The sequence below is a fragment of the Streptomyces sp. XH2 genome, from assembly GCF_049725035.1.
GTDB classification, from domain to species: Bacteria; Actinomycetota; Actinomycetes; order Streptomycetales; family Streptomycetaceae; genus Streptomyces; species Streptomyces roseoverticillatus.
In genome coordinates, this window is the sequence record NZ_JBMMMZ010000003.1 from 203,309 (window position 1) to 219,273 (window position 15,965).

Sequence of the window (15,965 nt, forward strand, 5' to 3'; positions counted from 1 at the left end):
GACGAAGGAAAAAAGGGGGCGGGGAGAGGAAGCAGGGGCAAAAGGATCGCGGGATCAGCGGGATCAGCGGGATCAGCGGGGGCAGCAGGGGCAGCGGAGGCGGCGGGATCAGTCGAAGTGGGCCGCGAGCAGGACGACGTCCTCGCTTCCCTCCCACTCGCCGTGGTCCTCATGCGGCAGTACGGTGCGCAGCACGTGCTCCACGACGGCGTCCGGGTCCCTGCGCGCCGCCTTCGGGACGCCGGCGGCGGCCGTGCGCAGCCGTGCGAAGGCGCGGTCCATCGGCTGACCGGTGCGGTGCAGCAGCCCGTCGCTGTAGAAGAGGAGCGTTTCTCCGGGCGCCGGTTCGATCTCCACGCTGGGCGCTTCCCAGCAGGCCAGCATCCCGAGCGGCGCGGACAGCGAGGTCTCGACGAACTCGGCGCGGTGGTCACCGATGATCAGCGGCGGGCAGTGGCCCGCGCCCGCCAGGACGACCTTGCGGTCGGGCGGCTCGCAGTACGCGAAGATCGCCGTCGCGGCGCGGGAGGGGTCGGTGAGCCGCAGCAGGAGTTCGAGGTCGGAGAGGACCGCGACCGGATCTTCCCCTTCCATGACGGCGTACGCGCGGAGGGAGGCCCGCATCCGTCCCATGGCGGCCACGGCACCCGGGCCGGAGCCGCTCACTCCGCCCACGGCCAGGCCGAGCGCGCCCTCGGGCAGCGGCAGCGCGTCGTACCAGTCGCCGCCGCCGAGCGGGCCGGTGCGGTGCCGGACGGCCAGCCGGATGCCCGGCGTCCGCGGCAGCCGGCTCGGCAGCAGCTCCTCGCGGAGGGTCGCCACGGTCTGCCGGGCCTCGGCCAGTTCGAGCTGGCGGGCGAGGTGTTCGGTGGCGTGGTCGCGGTAGAGGCCGACGAGGTGGCGCTGCCGCTCGGTGGGCTCGGCCGGTTCGTCGTAGAGCCAGACGGCCGCCCCGATCCGGCCCGCGTGCTCGGTCTCCAGCGGTACGGCGTAGCTCGCGCCGTAGCCGAGGCGGGCGGCGACCTCGCGGTGGCGGGGGTCGAGGGCCTCGTCGGCGGCGATGTCGGGGTGGGCGGTGCCGCTGCGGGAGCCGGCCGGAGGGAGGTCGTCGAACAGCCGGCCGTAGGCGGGCTGCGGACGGACGGCCTCCGGGGGCGGCGCGGCGGGGCGGCGGGTGCGCCGGCCGGTCTCCGGCGGGCGGGGGTCGCCGGGCCGGGTGCCGCCCGCGCGGCCGGCCTCCGGGATGGTCTCGATGTGGCCGAGGTCCGCGTGGTCCAGGCCGAAGCCGATGGTGACGGGGTGGTCGCGGCCGGGGCCCGTGGCCGGGTGCAGGGTCACCAGGCCGCGGCGGGCGCCGACGAGCGCCGCGCCCGCCCGCAGCGCCTCGTGCAGGGCGGCGTCGAGGCCGGCGGTGCGGGTGAGCCGCTCGGTGAGGTCCTGGAGCGTGGTGAGGTCGGAGATCCAGCCCGCGAGGCGGTCCTGGACGAGGGCGTTGGGGGCGGGGAGGAGCGGCCCGTACAGGGCGGAGGAGGCCGCGCCGGAGGAGTCGGCAGGGGCGCCGGTGCCGACAGGTGCGCCTGCTCCGTCCGGGGCTCCTGATCCTTCTGCTCCTTCCGGTCCTTCCGTTCCCGGCGTACCGGGAGCGGCGGGGGAGAGGGGATCTGCGGAGGAGGCTGCGGATGTGGGAGCCGGAGTCTGCGCGGGGGGTGGGACCGGAGGATTGATTCCGGCCACTTTCGGCAGGTGGGGCGTGGTCATGGCCGGCTACCCGGACCGGCCGGCGGCGCGGTGCTCGGGGCGGCCGTGCGCACCAGGGCGCGCGGCACTTCGCCGCTCCCTCTTGACCACCGTCTTGACCTGTGTTTTCTCATGAATAGCATCGCAAACCCCCTGTCGCGTTGCGCGCTATCGGTGCTCCACATGTACACGCCCGGGCAAGGAGATGTCCAGCATTGAACCGGTGGGATTGGTGGTGTCTATGGGGTTTCAAACTTGGCCGGAAAATGGTCCCGAGGCCATGGATTTGCGGTCGACTGACGTTGCTCGACAGCGCGTCATGTCCACCCCGGTGGGTACGTACACGGAGAAGGGCAGGGGCAGTTGGGGCCGCCCCGGAACCCGGCGGCGGGCCCGAGCGTCTTAACCGGCGACGGCCGCGCCCGCACCCGAGGGCGACGGGGAGACCCGTGCCGCCGGCGAGGGGCGACAGGCTCAGCACGAAGCGCCATACGCGCGCCACCCCCCGCCATGTTTCACGCTCGGCCCGTGGCGTGATGCGCTGCGTTGTACAAGCAGTGACTTGTGATCCACCACGTGGTGTGCCGGCTTGGTGAGAGCCACGGCGTGTTGAGCGGCGCGCCATGTCGGGCCGTAGTGCCATGGAGTTCGGACGCGGCCCGGAAGCAGTTCACGTGCAGTTCCAGTAGGCGGTCCCGCAATGCCGTGCCCGATCACGCAGGGCTGTGCGGGAGCCCGGTACGGCCCCGCTCCATCGCACTACCCGTACGGCTCGCTCCGTACGCAGCTCGGATCACCACCAGCTCGGATCACCATCAGCGCGATACGGCCCTTGCCACCGGCAGGGGTCCCCGAATTCGGCGTTCACGGAAAGGAACGAGCGCTCATGCGCGAGATCCTCGGAAGGCGACGCAAGCTCTCGCTCAGGCGAGGCGACCGGTCCGCGGTCCTCTCCGCGGCCCTGGCCTATGCCACCGAATGGCAGTGGCCCGTGCTGCCCGGCGTGGGCCTGCGGGCCGACGGCGGGCGCGTACGCCGGTGCGGCTGCCCGCAGGCCGACTGCGCGGCCCCCGGCGCCCACCCCTTCGACCCGGGGCTCCTGGCGGCCACCACGGACGCCAGGATGGTCCGCTGGTGGTGGACCAACCGGCCCGACGCACCGGTGGTGCTCGCCACGGGCGGCCGCGCGCCGTGCGCGGTGAGCCTGCCCGCGGTGGCCGGCGCCCGCGCCCTCGCCGCGTTCGACCGCGCGGGCATCCGCCTCGGGCCCGTGGTCGCCACCCCCACCCGGTGGGCCCTGCTCGTGGCCCCCTACTCCCTGGAGGTCCTCGGCGAACTGCTCCACCGCCAGGACTGGGTGCCCGGTTCGCTGCTCTTCCACGGGGAGGGCGGCTTCGTGGCGCTGCCGCCGTCGCCCACGGGGGCGGGCCGGGTGCGCTGGGAGCGGGCTCCGCAGCCGGCCGGGACCGCCGGAGGCCCTGATGGCGGCGGCGAATCTGTCAAGGGTGCCTTCGGTGGCGGAATCCGTACGTTCCGCGCTGATCGCGCGGGGCGCGGGGAGCGTAAGGAACGTACGACAGGGCCCGCGCGGCCGTGGCTGCCTGACGTGTCTTCTCTGGTCGACGTGCTCGTCGAGGAGACCGCCGGCACGGGGACGCCGGGCGGCGGCAGCCGGCTCGCGTACTGAGCTCGGTGACGGCCCTCACGGGGAACCCCGCGCGCTGCCGCGGGAGACGGGCACGACGCCGAGTGCGACGGTCGCGTAGGGCGATCGTGCCGGGCGCCGCGTAGGGCGTGACGGGCGCGGCAAGCGCACCGGCACACCGGGAGCACGACGAGCACACGGAGAGCGCGTACGGACGGGAGACGCACGCGCTCTCACTCGTACGGGTGTAAGCCCGTCCGAGTTCTGCGGGATTCCACCGCGCGGCCCCGGGGACAGCCCTGTTCTGACCGCTATGTTCGGGTGAGGACCTGGACCGGATGGTGCCGGCCGGGTCCCGTCGATCAGGCCGGGGCGTCCCGCAGGGCGGGGTGGTCCGAGCCGTCCCAGCCGTCCCCGCGATCCATTCAGCGTCCGCGCGGCGAGTCTCAGGTGGTCCCCATGGTGCGTGCGTCTGCGTCCGGTGTGCCCAAAGTGCCCGGTGGGTCGAGGGTGCCCGCGGAGTCCGGCGATGCGCGGGGGGCCAACCTCCGTATGGTCGCGCTCGCGAGCGTCGTGGCGCTGGCCGTCGTCCTGCCGCTGGCGGCCGCCACGGCCGGGCCCGTGGGCCTGCCGGGCCCCGAGGCCGCCCGGGGGGAGAACTCCGGGAAACGGTCGGGCGCCGACAGCGGACTACGCCTGGGACCGGGTAAAGACCAGGGCAAGAGCCTGGGCGCGGGGTCCGGCAGGAGTCCGGGCAGGGAGGCCGGTCCGGAGCTCGGCCGGGACCTGGGCGAGGACCTCGGGAAGGGCCTGGACAAGGATCTGAGCAGGGGCCCGGACGGCGCGGCCGGCGGGTGGCCGGCGGCCTCGCCGCCGCTGGCGGGGCCCGCGACGGGACCGGCGGTCTCGGCGACCGCGCGGTGCGGTCCCGAACTCACCTCGCCGGAGGGCGTGGAGGCCCAGACGTGCGTCCTGGAGCAGGGGAACGAGACCTGGGCCCGCACGTACTACCGCAACGCGACAGGCGCCCCCCTGCGGGCCGTTCTGACCCTCATGGGCCCCGACGGCCGGACCGTACAGGTGCACTGCCGCACGACCGCCTCGGACGACCCCGACGGGTGCGAGACGCCCCGCGCGCGGACGGTCCGGAGCGCGGAGGCGGCGCGGGCGCGCGGGGAGGATCCGTACACGGCCGTTGCGGAGATCGCCGCGGACGGCGCTTCGGAGGACGGGAAGCTGCTGCTGCGCTCGGGGAGCAACTCGGTGGAGGAGCCGGGCTGATGGCGGGGGCGGTCACCGCGGGGCCGGCGGGCGTTTCCGGGTATGGAAACGCCCGGTCGCTGGCGACGGGGGATGCACCAGCGACCGGGCTCCTAGAACGGTAACAAGAGATTGGCCGTTCGCAAATTCGATCGTGGATTTCCGGACGCGTATTTCCGGGCTGACAGCGGGAGTTGTGACAGGAGTCACGTGAATGGGGCCTGATTAGCCCCCGGAATCAACTACTCCACTGCCTGGAAGGCCTCGGTCCGCGCCCGCTCACGACACCCGCCGGCGCCCGCACCGGCGGACCGGCGTCAGTTCAGGGTGATCTGACGGCTGGTGAGACCGCTGCGCGCCCGGCGCTCGTCGCCCGACAGCGGAGAAGTGTCGGCGAGGGCCGTGGCCAGCCGCTCCGCGAAGGCGGCGGCCGGCTTCTCGGTGTCCTCCGCGCGCATCGTGCTCGGCAGGTCCCACACGGGCACGGTCAGCCCGTGCGCCCGGAACGAGCCGACCAGACGGGTGTCTTCCCCGAGCGAGGAGGTGCCCGCGGCGTGCAGCCGGGCCAGAGCGTCCAGAAGCTGCTCCTCGGGGTGGGTCATCACCCAGCGGAGGTGGTTCTTCTCCGGGGTCTCGCACCAGTACGCGGCATCCACGCCCGAGAGGCGGACCGTCGGGATGGCGGCGGCGTTGGCCCGGTCCAGGGAGGCGGCGACCTCGCTGGTGGCGTTCTCGGCGTTCTCGACCCAGAACTCGAAGCCCGTGTGCACGTTCGGCTCGAACGGGCCCTCGGGGTCCAGCAGATCCTGCAGGCGCGGCCCGTCGGTGGTGGCGCGGCCGGCGGTCACCGGGCTGCCCGGCTCGGCGGCCAGGGCGCGCTGCAGGGTGTCCGCGAGGTCGCGGCTGAGGTCGCCGGAGGCGGTGTCGTTCTGCAGGCCCAGCAGGACGGCGCCGTTGTCGCGGCGCAGGGCGGGCCAGGCCATCGGCAGCACGGTGGCCAGCGTCACCGACGGGACGCCCTCCGGCAGCCCGCCCTTGAGGGTGAGCTCGACCGTCGCGGCGGGCACGAGCTCGCGCAGCGCGACCCAGTCGGCCTCGCCGGGCAGCCCCTCGAAGGGCCGCTGGACGAGCTCGGCGGCAGCGTGCGCGGCCGCACGGCCGTGGCAGGCCTTGTAGCGCCGGCCCGAACCGCACGGGCAGGACTCACGGGCGCCGACGACGGGGATCGGACCGTCGACGGCCTGCGGCGTTGCGGCCTTGGTCTGGGGGCGGCGCTTCTTGGCCATGGCGTGCGTGTCTCCCGATCGGTGCGGAGGTGCGTACGGCTCGTCGCGCACGGCTTCGTGCGTGCGATTCGGAGCGTACGGCTCGTACAGCTCGTACGGGCGCGAGCCTAGCGCTCGCCACGGCGGCCGGGACGGGCACGCGCGCGGGGCGTCGGGAGGAGGGCGGCACGGCCGGCCGGTGGTGGGGTGCCGCTCGCCCGCGGAGAACGCGGCTCCGGGGTACGGGGCCCACCGGCCGTACGGGTACGGATATCGGGTTGGTGTGTACGGCTCTGCAGAGGTCAGGGCGGTACGCGGGCGCGGTCCCGTCTTGCGTGGGAATCTACGCGCGTCACGCCGCCGTCATGTCAGCTCGTCGATGTCTGCGAATGCCGGCCGGGGGCCTGCGCCCGTCTTCGTGCCCGGTTCCGTCTCAACGCGCGTAGCGAAGCTGTCGTGAACCGAGAGCGCTGCCCATACCGTCACCTCTCCGGACGCGTCACGGACGCCCCAGTCCTGGGAGAGGGCACTGATGATGTTGAGCCCGCGGCCTCCGCGGGCGGTCACCGAAGGCGTGGCCGGAACCGGGCGGGTCGGGCCCCCGCCGTCCGTCACCTCGACCGTGAGCCGGCCGTGGGCGTCCACCCTCCACGCGGCACGTATTCCCCCGTCGTCCTCCCCCTCGTCCTCGTCTCTGCGGATGCCTCCCGCGGCGCTCAGCGGGCGTCCGTGCCGGTACGCATTGCTGAGCAGCTCCGAGAGGATCAGTACGGCGTCGTCGATGACCGAATCCGGTACCCCGATGATGCCCAGGTCCTTGCGCATCCGGTGTCTTGCCTGGCCCACACCGGTTGGACCATGGGGTACGGCCATGATCGACGACGTGGGCACCTCCTGTGCCACCACCAACGCCACCCCCGAGACCTCCTTTGCCCCACGTCAGGGGATGGATGCCCCAATGGACTGGACCGGAAACCGGCCATCCCGCACCCGCCGGGGGCACTCGGGCGACTCGAACACGCACCGAACGCGCCGGTGCACTCCATGTAATGGGGCGGAAGGCGATCGGTCTGTGAAACGCGATCGGTCTGCTGGGACGCGATCGGTCCGCGGGACGTTTGCGGTGCGCGACCGGCCGAGGGCTACGAGCGGCCGAGCTGGGTGAGCACGCGCCTGGGCCGGTTCGTGATCAGGGCGTCGACGCCGAGGCGGGCGCAGAGCTCGACGTCCTCGGGTTCGTTCACCGTCCAGACGTGCACCTCGTTGCCCGCGGCGTGCAGCCGGGCGACGTAGCCGGGGTCCTTGCGGATGATGCGGATGCTCGGGCCGGCGATGCGCACGCCCGCGGGCAGGCGCCCGTCCCGGTGGCGCGGCGACACGAACTGCATCAGATAGACGGTCGGCAGGGCGGGGGCGGCGAGCTGGACGCGGTGCAGGGAGCGGGCGGAGAAGCTCATGACCCGTACGGGCGAGGGACCGTCGGCCGGGGGATCGGCGAGGCCGAAGCGGCCCAGCAGCTCCAGCAGCTTCTGCTCCACCTGTCCGGCCCAGCGGGTCGGGTGCTTGGTCTCGATGGCGAGCTCGACGCGGCGCCCCGCGTCGGCGACGAGCTCCAGCAGGCGCTCCAGGGTGAGCACGGACGTCGCGTCGAGGTCCGGGGCCTCGGTGGCCGAGACGTCGGCCTTCCAGGAGCCGAAGTCCAGGGTGGCGAGATCGGCGAGCTCCAGGGCGGAGACGGCGCCGCGGCCGTTGGAGGTGCGGTTGACGCGGCGGTCGTGCACGCAGACGAGGTGACCGTCGGCGGTGAGCCGCACGTCGCACTCCAGCGCGTCCGCGCCGTCCTCGATCGCCTTCCGGTACGCGGCCAGGGTGTGCTCCGGAGCGTCCTCGGAGGCGCCGCGGTGGGCGACGACGGCGAGCGGGTGGCGCTCGGGGCCGAGGTCCCGGGCCGGGTGCGGAGAGGTCACCGCGTTATCGTGCCATCGCCCGGCACCCTCACGCATGCGGTCCCATTTGGCGGAGTGTGCCCGGAGTAAAGGTCTGCTGCCGTGGGGCACAGGGTCCGCTTACGGTGGTCTGACGCGTGTTGGGAAAAGCTGTTCGTGGGGCGACGTGGACTCCGTCACACCGAACTGATGTGCACCTGATGAGGAGAGAGCTGTGAACACCGAGAACGAGGGCGCAGCGGGCGCGCCTGCGGAGGGCGTTCCGGATGTTCCGGGAGGCTCGTCGGGCATCTCGATGGAGAAGGGCGTCGACGCGGCGCCGGCAGCCGGTGAGCCGGAGCCGGGCAAGAACGCGCAGGCCGCGCCGCCTGACGCTGCCCCTGCACCGCTCGCCGCGGATGCCCCCGCCGCCCCGGCCGTCCCGCCTGCGGCCCCCGCCGCCCCGGCGCACGCTCCGGAGCAGCCGGTGACCCCGCCTCAGCCGGAGTACGCCCACGCGGGTGCGCCGCAGGCCGGCGTCCAGGATCAGGCCGGTGCACAGGGCCAGGCCGGTGCACAGGGGCAGACGGGCGTACAGGGTCACCCGGGCGGCTGGTACGACGGGCAGACCCAGCAGCAGCACCTGTCACCTCTCGCGCCCCCGCCGGCGCAGCCGTACCCGTACGGCGCACCGGCAGGCGGCGGACCGGTGGGCCCGACCGGCGTGTGGGCCGGCGGCCAGGACCCGTACGCACCGGCGCCCCGCAAGCGGGGCGGCGGCCTCGTGGCGATGGTGCTGGCGGCGACGCTCGTCGCGGGCGGCATCGGCGGCGGGATCGGCTACTGGGCGGCCAGCCGGGACGACAGCAGCGGCTCCACGACGGTCTCCTCCTCCGGCGACCCGAAGACGGAGAGCCGCACGCCCGGCTCCGTGGCCGACATCGCCGGCAAGGCGCTGCCGAGCGTCGTCACGATCGAGGCGCAGAGCGGCGGCGGGGAGGGCGGTACGGGCACCGGCTTCGTCTACGACAAGCAGGGCCACATCCTCACCAACAACCACGTCGTCGCGTCGGCCGCACAGGGCGGCGGCAAGCTGATGGCCACGTTCTCGGACGGCAAGCAGTACGACGCCGAGGTCGTGGGCCGGGCGCAGGGCTACGACGTCGCGGTCATAAAGCTGAAGAACCCCTCGGGCGCGAAGCTCAACCCGATCCCCCTCGGGAACTCGGACCGGGCGGCGGTGGGCGACGCGACGATCGCCATCGGCGCGCCGTTCGGCCTGTCGGGCACGGTCACGACGGGCATCGTCAGCGCCAAGAAGCGGCCGGTGGCCTCCAGCGACGGCGGCGGCATGGGCAAGGCCTCGTACATGAGCGCCCTCCAGACGGACGCGTCCATCAACCCGGGCAACTCCGGCGGGCCGCTCCTCAACTCCCAGGGCGCGGTCATCGGCATCAACTCGGCCATCCAGTCCGCCAACAACGGCGGCGGCTTCGGCGGCGGCCAGCAGCAGGCCGGCAGCATCGGCCTCGGCTTCGCCATCCCGATCAACCAGGCCAAGAACGTCGCCGACCAGCTCATCCGGACCGGCCAGCCGGTCTACCCGGTCATCTCGGCCTCGGTGAACATGAAGGACGGCGGCGCGGGCGCCAAGATCGCCCCCACCGGCGACAACAACAGCCCGGCCGTGACCCCGGGCGGCCCGGCCGACAAGGCCGGCCTGAAGCCCGGCGACGTCATCACCAAGCTCGACGACACCGCCATCGACAGCGGCCCCACCCTCATCAGCGAGATCTGGACCCACAAGCCGGGCGACAAGGTCACCGTGACCTACACCCGCGACGGCAAGCAGTCCACGGCAGAGATCACATTGGGCGAACGCAAGGGCGACAGCTGAGGCGATAGGCTTGCCCCCGCACCGCCGAGCACGAGCGGTGCGGGGAGAGTTGCCCGAGCGGCCTAAGGGAACGGTCTTGAAAACCGTCGTGGCAGCGATGTCACCGTGGGTTCAAATCCCACACTCTCCGCCGCCACTGCGTCAGCGCAGGCCGGAAGGGGCGCCCCTGAGCCAGGGGCGCCCCTTTTGCATGCGCCGCTTTTGCATGCGCGGCTTTCGTCTGTGCGTCCCGCCTCAGCCCGCCTTGCCCACCGGCACGTCCGCGGCCGACAGCGTCGCGCGGATCCCGTCCTTGTCGACTCTCACGTCCCGCAGTTGCAGGTCGTGCGCCTCCTTGGGGAGGGAGAAGGAGAACGCCAGGCGGTCCGTGAGCTCCGGGGGGCGGATGCGGGTCAGCGCGGCGATCAGGTGGGGGTCGATGCCGAGCTTCCGGAGGAGCCAGGGGTGGTCGACGGCGGCGTCGATCAGGTTGAGGCGGGTGAGCTTCTCCACGAAGCGGGGGGCGCCCGTCAGCCGGTGCAGTTCCTCCTCGCTCCGCAGGGCCGCCGCGACGTCGGCGCCGGAGACGCCCAGCCGCTCCGCCAGGGCCGGCACCGACAGCAGGGCCTTCGCTCGTGCCGCGTCGCGGCTGATGCGCTCGGCGGTCTCGTGGTGGAGAGTGAGGCCCTTGCCCTTGCCGGGGCGGTAGGTGGCGATGCCGGGCAGGTCCAGGCTCATGTCGTCGACGTTCGTCGACAGGCTGTGACCGCCCGAGAGCTGGAGGCGGGCCTGGGCCCGTACGCGCAGCTCCTGGCCCGCGATCGTCAGTTTTCCGGCGGCGTCGACCGCATGGTCGTCGCGGCGGCTGAAGCGGACCTGGGAGGCCGCGAGTTCGCGGTTCATGTCGTCGAAGGAGAGCCGGACCTCGCCGTCGAGGTCTCCCACGACCGCGCCGCGTACGGCCTTCGGGAGGCTTCCGGTGAGCCGGATGTCGCGCGCGCTCGCCCGGACCTCCGCGAGGGACACGCGGTCGGCGGCCACGTGCGGCACGGTGACGTCCACGCGCCGCAGCCGCTTCTCCAGGACCTGGGTGAGGAACGGGAAGCCGTGGATGTCCACCTGGGGAGCGGCCGCGAGGTGGAGCTCCTGCTGGAGCTTGTGCTGCGCCTGCTTCTCCGCGTACATCTGTGCGCAGCGGTCCGCCAGGACCAGGATCCCGGCGCAGACGGCGAGGGCGACCAGCAGCTTGAGGGCGCGGGGCACGGCCGCGAACGGGCTGCGGCGACGGCGCCGCCCGCGTTTGGCGCGGCGGTGGTTCGGCGGGGACCAGGCGTCGTCGTCCGGCTCCGCGTCCGGTTCCGCTTCCGGGTACGTGAGGCGGAGGGGGATGAGCGGGAGCGGTTCGGTGTGGGGGCCCGGGTCGGCGTGGGGATCGGGGTCGGCCAGCGCGGCCAGTTCTTCGTACGGGTTGGGGGGACGGGAAGGTATGCGTGTGGGGGTTCGCATCGCCATATCCCACCACGCGCGATCCCCTCGAACGCAAGGGCTACCGGCAGTACGTCCGAAAACGGCGCGAATGGTGGTGCTGTCGGTGGTGCCGTTCGTGGGGCTGTCGCCGGCTCCGGATTCCGCTTTGACGTGGACCTGCCCGGCTCTCCGGAGATCATGTACTGTGGCTCCCGGCCAGTTGGCAGAAATCCGTCCCAGGAGGTGAGACCCATTACCGCAGTGGCAAGCCGGGTGCTCTCTCCCCACGGTTGTACGGTCGCTACCTCCCTGTAGCCGGCCGGGTCGACCGGCGAGAGCGCCCTTCGGTGATCCGGAAGGCTCTCATGGTTGATTCCTCTCCTCTCGTTTCCCTTTCTCCTTCTTCTCCTTCCTCTCCTTCGCTGTTTCCTCGTGTCGTCTCCGTGCTCCGCACCGCCGGCTGCGTGTTCGCCGAGGACGAGGCCCGGCTCATCCTCTCCGCGGCGCGCACGGCCCGCGAGGTCGAGGACATGGTCGCCCGGCGCGCGGCCGGGCTGCCGCTCGAACACGTCGTCGGCTGGGCCGAGTTCTGCGGCCTGCGCATGGCCGTCGACGCGGGGGTCTTCGTGCCGCGCAGGCGTACGGAGTTCCTGGTCGGACAGGCGGCGGCGCTCGCCCTCGCCCTGACCTCCCCGCGTGCCGTGGTCGTCGACCTGTGCTGCGGCTCCGGCGCGGTGGGCGCCGCGCTGGCCACGGTGCTCGGTGACGTCGAGCTGCACGCGGCGGACATCGACCCCGCCGCGGTGCGGTGCGCCCGGCGGAACATCGGCGCGGGCGGCGCCGTGTACGAAGGGGATCTGTACGAGCCGCTGCCTCCGGAACTCCGGGGGCGGATAGACGTGCTCGTGGCCAACGCGCCCTACGTGCCCACCGAGGCCATCGCCCTCCTGCCCGGCGAGGCCCGCGATCACGAGGCGCGGGTGGCGCTGGACGGTGGGTCGGACGGGCTCGACGTGCAGCGGAGGGTCGCCGCGGCGGCCGCGGACTGGCTCGCGCCCGGCGGGCACCTGCTGGTCGAGACGAGCGAGCGCCAGGCGGCGCGGACGGTCGGGGCGTTCGAGGCGGCCGGGCTGCGTGCCCAGGTCGCCGAATGCGATGACCTGGACGCGACCGTGGTGGTCGGTACGGCGCGTCCGGGGCCGCCGGCCCGGACCGGTCGTGGCCGGCCCGGAGCGGTTGTGACCTCCGGGTCGTGTTGAGTCGGCCACGTTTACGGAACTGGCCGAAATTTCGCCGGAACGGTTCTGCCCTTGTGGCTCTTGGTCCTCAAGGGCTCTCTGGGGGGCGCGGGCCGGGGGAGCGGGGAAGTGACAGGGTTTATTCCTGAGTGGTCATGCTTGCGAGGGAATGGCGAGCGACGGGTGGTTCGCCGGGGATTCGGCGGGCAATCTTGAAGCGCGACGTCGAAACCTCGCCGGGTGGTCGGCCAACCACCCTGCGCTGCCGAGTAGTTCTGTCTATTGGGCAGTAGTTCCGCTCAGCGTTCCGGAGGAATTGAAATGGCAAGCACCCGCACTGCTCGCGTCCTCACCACCGCCGCCGCCGTCCCCGTGGCCGCCGTCCTCCTCTCCGGCGTCGCCCACGCCTCGGACGACGGCAATGGCAACCAGGTGGCGAACCGGGGGTCGAACGCCGCTGCCGCGGCCGTCGTGGGGAGCGGCGTCGGTGGGAGCAACCACGGGAACTCCACTACGACGCAGCAGCAGGCCACCGGTGCCGGCGCCCACAACGCGGCCAACACCGCGAGCGTCAACGGCCCCGCCCACACGGCCATCCGCCAGGACAACGTCACCATCATCTTCACCGACGACCGCTGGTAGGCCGAGGCGGCCGGGTCCGGGTCCGGGGGTGGTACGGCCGGGGGTGGCATATGTGACCAGGTGACCGGGTCAGAGGGTCTGGTGATGACGGCTGCGCGGCGGCACTTCGGTGCCGCCGCGCAGCCGTGTCCGTGCCCGGCCGTGCCCGGCGGCCCACGGCCCTTGACCGCCCTCGCAGATCTGACGGATAGTCAGATCTGCAGAGAAGGGGGTTGCCCGTGCGTCCCACCAGCGACGTCCACCACCCGCCCGACGCCGGTCACCCGCCCGGCGCCCACCACCTCCCCGATGTCCACCACCTGCTCAAGGCCTTCGAGGGCCGGCCCGCCGCCGTCTCCGCTTCCGCTCCCGACCCCGTCAACCTCCCCATGATCAGGCACTGGTGCGAGGCGATGGGCGACACCAACCCCGCCTACGCCGGCGACGACGCGATCGCCCCGCCCACCATGCTCCAGGCGTGGACGATGCCCGGGCTCTCCGGCGCCGCCTCCGCCCGCACCCCGGCCTACGACGAGCTCTTCGCCCTGCTCGACGGCGCCGGGTACGCCGCGGTCGTCGCGACCGACTGCGAGCAGGAGTACGTGCGCCCGCTCCGCCCCGGGGACCGGCTCACCTTCGACACGGTCATCGAGACCGTCTCGCCCCGCAAGACCACCAGGCTCGGGGCCGGCTACTTCATCACCACGACGATGCGCGTGCGGGCCGCCGGCGAGCTCGTCGGCACCCACCGCTTCCGGATCCTCAAGTACGCACCGGCGCCCGCCCAGCCCGCTGCATCCGCCCAGCCCGCTGCCTCCGCCCCGCTCGGTGCCTCAGCCCAGCCTGCTGCTCCCGTCCAGCCCGCCTCCCCCACCCGGCCCGCGCGCCCCCGCCCCGTGATCAACCGCGACAACGCCCCTTTCTGGGAAGGCGTCGCCGCGCACAAGCTGCTCATCCAGCGCTGCACCGCCTGCGGCATCCTCCGCTTCCCGTGGCTGCCGGGCTGCGGCCGCTGCGGCTCGCCCGAGTGGGGGACCGTCGAGGCCTGCGGTTCCGGGACCGTCCACTCGTACGTCGTCGTGCACCACCCGCCCTTCCCGGCCTTCGACCCGCCGTACGCCGTCGCGCTCGTCGAACTCGCCGAAGGCGTAAGGATGATCAGCAGCATCACCGGCGTCCCGTACGACGGCGTGCGCATCGGAATGTCCGTCGATCTGGAATTCATACGAGTGGACGGGGAGTGGGAACTCCCGGTGTTCCGCGCCCGGTCGGGCGGACCGGAAGGGGCGGCCGCATGACGCCCGGTGAAGAACTCCCGTCCCTCACCGTCCCCATCACCCGTACGCTCGTCGTCGCGGGCGCCATCGCCTCCCGTGACTACCAGGACGTGCACCACGACGCCGAGGCGGCCCGCGCGAAGGGCACCCCTGACATCTTCCTGAACATCCTCACCACCAATGGCCTGGTCGGCCGTTATATCACCGACTACGTGACCGGCCGTTCCGGCCTGAGGGCCGTCCTCCGCAAGGTTTCGATCCGGCTCGGGGTGCCCAGCTATCCAGGCGACGTTCTGGTGCTGACCGGAAGGATCCTTTCCGTGAACGATCGCACCTCCGTGAACGAGCCCGCTTCCGTGAACGAGCCCGCTTCCGCGACCGAGCGCACCATCGAGATCTCCGTCGTCGGCACGAACCGCCTCGGTCGTCACGTCACCGGCCGGGTCGTGGTCGACGCCCACCCCCTCCGCTCCCGGACCGCCCCGTGATCGGCGGCACCGCTGCCGTCGCCGGCATCGGCGCGACGGCCTTCACCAAGGACTCAGGGCGCAGCGAGCTCGCCCTGGCCGCCGAGGCCGTCCGCGCGGCCCTCGACGACGCCGGGCTCGGGCCCCGCGACGTCGACGGCATGGTCACCTTCACCATGGACACCAGCCCCGAGATCACCGTCGCCCAGGCGGCCGGCATCGGCGAGCTGACCTTCTTCTCCCGCGTCCACTACGGCGGCGGCGCGGCCTGCGCCACCGTCCAGCAGGCCGCCCTCGCCGTCGCGGCCGGCCTCGCCGAGGTCGTGGTCTGCTACCGGGCCTTCAACGAGCGCTCCGGCCGCCGCTTCGGCGCCGGGGTGCAGTCGCGCGAGCCCTCGGCGGAGGGCACGGCGCTCGGCTGGGGACTGCCGTACGGGCTGCTCACGCCGGCGTCCTGGGTCGCCATGGCCGCCCGCCGCTACCTGCACACGTACGGCCTGGAGCCCGAGGTCTTCGGGCACGTCGCCGTCACCGACCGCCGCCACGCCGCGACGAACCCGGCCGCGTACTTCCACGGCCGCCCGATCACCCTCGCCGACCACGCCGCGTCCCGCTGGATCGCCGAGCCGCTGCGGCTGCTCGACTGCTGCCAGGAGACGGACGGCGGCCAGGCCCTGGTCGTCACCTCCGTCGAGCGGGCCCGCACGCTCGCGCGCCCGCCCGCCGTGATCATCGCGGCGGCGCAGGGCGCGGGCCGCGCGCAGGAGCAGATGACCAGTTACTACCGGGACGGCATCGACGGCCTCCCCGAGACGGGCGTCGTCGCCCGGCAGTTGTGGGGCAGCAGCGGCCTGGGCCCCGAGGACGTCGATGTGGCCGTCCTCTACGACCACTTCACGCCGTACGTGCTGATGCAGCTGGAGGAGTTCGGCTTCTGCGCGCCCGGCGAGGGCGGTGCCTTCGTGGAGTCGGACCTCCTGCCGCTGAACACGCACGGGGGCCAGCTGGGGGAGGCGTACCTCCACGGGATGAACGGCATCGCGGAGGCGGTGCGGCAGGTGCGCGGCTCGGCCGCGAACCAGGTGCCGGACGCCGCCCGGGTGCTGGTCACCGCAGGAACCGGAGTTCCCACGTCCGGGCTGCTTCTCGGGGCAGACGGATGAACGGAGGGCGTGTCACGGAACGGC

At 73.0% G+C, this 15,965-nt stretch carries 12 protein-coding genes, 1 tRNA gene and 1 pseudogene; 9 read left to right on the forward strand and 5 right to left on the reverse strand.

Annotated elements, in window-relative coordinates; all coding sequences use genetic code 11:
* Positions 1–108: 108 nt before the first annotated feature.
* Entirely contained in the window at positions 109–1,758 is a 1,650-nt protein-coding gene (locus tag ACOTKD_RS07925; RefSeq protein ID WP_424888154.1) for a PP2C family protein-serine/threonine phosphatase, read from the reverse strand.
* An 865-nt stretch (positions 1,759–2,623) separates the two neighbouring features.
* Here ACOTKD_RS07925 and ACOTKD_RS07930 point away from each other — a divergent pair.
* Positions 2,624–3,424 carry a bifunctional DNA primase/polymerase gene (locus ACOTKD_RS07930; RefSeq protein ID WP_424888155.1) on the forward strand — a complete coding sequence of 267 codons (801 nt, stop codon included), beginning with the start codon at positions 2,624–2,626 and terminating at the stop codon, positions 3,422–3,424.
* 510 nt (positions 3,425–3,934) lie between these two features.
* Complete coding sequence (locus ACOTKD_RS07935) at positions 3,935–4,663, forward strand: hypothetical protein (protein WP_424888156.1); 729 nt, start codon at positions 3,935–3,937, stop codon at positions 4,661–4,663.
* Between the two features lie 296 nt (positions 4,664–4,959).
* On the opposite strand, the gene ACOTKD_RS07940 is transcribed toward ACOTKD_RS07935, so the two are convergent.
* The 3 genes and pseudogenes from ACOTKD_RS07940 to ACOTKD_RS07950 all read right to left on the reverse strand — a co-directional run bounded on the left by ACOTKD_RS07940 (position 4,960) and on the right by ACOTKD_RS07950 (position 7,874).
* On the reverse strand, positions 4,960–5,928 hold the full coding sequence (locus ACOTKD_RS07940; RefSeq protein ID WP_424888157.1) for a DUF5926 family protein: 969 nt from the start codon (positions 5,926–5,928) through the stop codon (positions 4,960–4,962).
* Between the two features lie 342 nt (positions 5,929–6,270).
* Positions 6,271–6,897 (reverse strand): annotated as a pseudogene (locus tag ACOTKD_RS07945) (ATP-binding protein).
* A gap of 152 nt (positions 6,898–7,049) precedes the next feature.
* Positions 7,050–7,874: a glycerophosphodiester phosphodiesterase gene (locus tag ACOTKD_RS07950; protein ID WP_424888158.1), complete on the reverse strand. Its 825-nt coding sequence runs from the start codon at positions 7,872–7,874 to the stop codon at positions 7,050–7,052.
* A 274-nt stretch (positions 7,875–8,148) separates the two neighbouring features.
* On the opposite strand from ACOTKD_RS07950, the gene ACOTKD_RS07955 reads away from it, so the two are divergent.
* Together ACOTKD_RS07955 and ACOTKD_RS07960 are read left to right on the forward strand one after the other, a co-directional pair.
* A complete protein-coding gene (locus tag ACOTKD_RS07955) occupies positions 8,149–9,729 on the forward strand; it encodes a S1C family serine protease (protein ID WP_424888396.1) in 1,581 nt (526 codons plus the stop codon).
* A 43-nt stretch (positions 9,730–9,772) separates the two neighbouring features.
* A tRNA-Ser gene (locus ACOTKD_RS07960) sits at positions 9,773–9,859 on the forward strand.
* A 104-nt stretch (positions 9,860–9,963) separates the two neighbouring features.
* Here the strand turns inward: ACOTKD_RS07960 and ACOTKD_RS07965 are convergent.
* On the reverse strand, positions 9,964–11,214 hold the full coding sequence (locus tag ACOTKD_RS07965) for a DUF2993 domain-containing protein (RefSeq protein WP_424888159.1): 1,251 nt from the start codon (positions 11,212–11,214) through the stop codon (positions 9,964–9,966).
* A gap of 326 nt (positions 11,215–11,540) precedes the next feature.
* Here ACOTKD_RS07965 and ACOTKD_RS07970 point away from each other — a divergent pair, with 326 nt between their 5' ends.
* The 5 genes from ACOTKD_RS07970 (at position 11,541) to ACOTKD_RS07990 (ending at position 15,941) form a co-directional block, all read left to right on the forward strand.
* Positions 11,541–12,434, forward strand: a complete 894-nt coding sequence (locus tag ACOTKD_RS07970) for a putative protein N(5)-glutamine methyltransferase (RefSeq protein WP_424888160.1) — start codon at positions 11,541–11,543, stop codon at positions 12,432–12,434.
* Positions 12,435–12,734: 300 nt separating this feature from the next.
* Complete coding sequence (locus tag ACOTKD_RS07975) at positions 12,735–13,055, forward strand: hypothetical protein (protein ID WP_235481427.1); 321 nt, start codon at positions 12,735–12,737, stop codon at positions 13,053–13,055.
* A 299-nt stretch (positions 13,056–13,354) separates the two neighbouring features.
* Positions 13,355–14,332 carry a bifunctional MaoC family dehydratase N-terminal/OB-fold nucleic acid binding domain-containing protein gene (locus ACOTKD_RS07980; RefSeq protein WP_424888397.1) on the forward strand — a complete coding sequence of 326 codons (978 nt, stop codon included), beginning with the start codon at positions 13,355–13,357 and terminating at the stop codon, positions 14,330–14,332.
* Positions 14,329–14,799 carry an acyl dehydratase gene (locus tag ACOTKD_RS07985; protein ID WP_424888161.1) on the forward strand — a complete coding sequence of 157 codons (471 nt, stop codon included), beginning with the start codon at positions 14,329–14,331 and terminating at the stop codon, positions 14,797–14,799. Before ACOTKD_RS07980 ends, ACOTKD_RS07985 begins: the two co-directional genes overlap by 4 nt.
* A complete protein-coding gene (locus ACOTKD_RS07990) occupies positions 14,796–15,941 on the forward strand; it encodes a lipid-transfer protein (protein WP_424888162.1) in 1,146 nt (381 codons plus the stop codon). Before ACOTKD_RS07985 ends, ACOTKD_RS07990 begins: the two co-directional genes overlap by 4 nt.
* Positions 15,942–15,965: the final 24 nt, after the last annotated feature.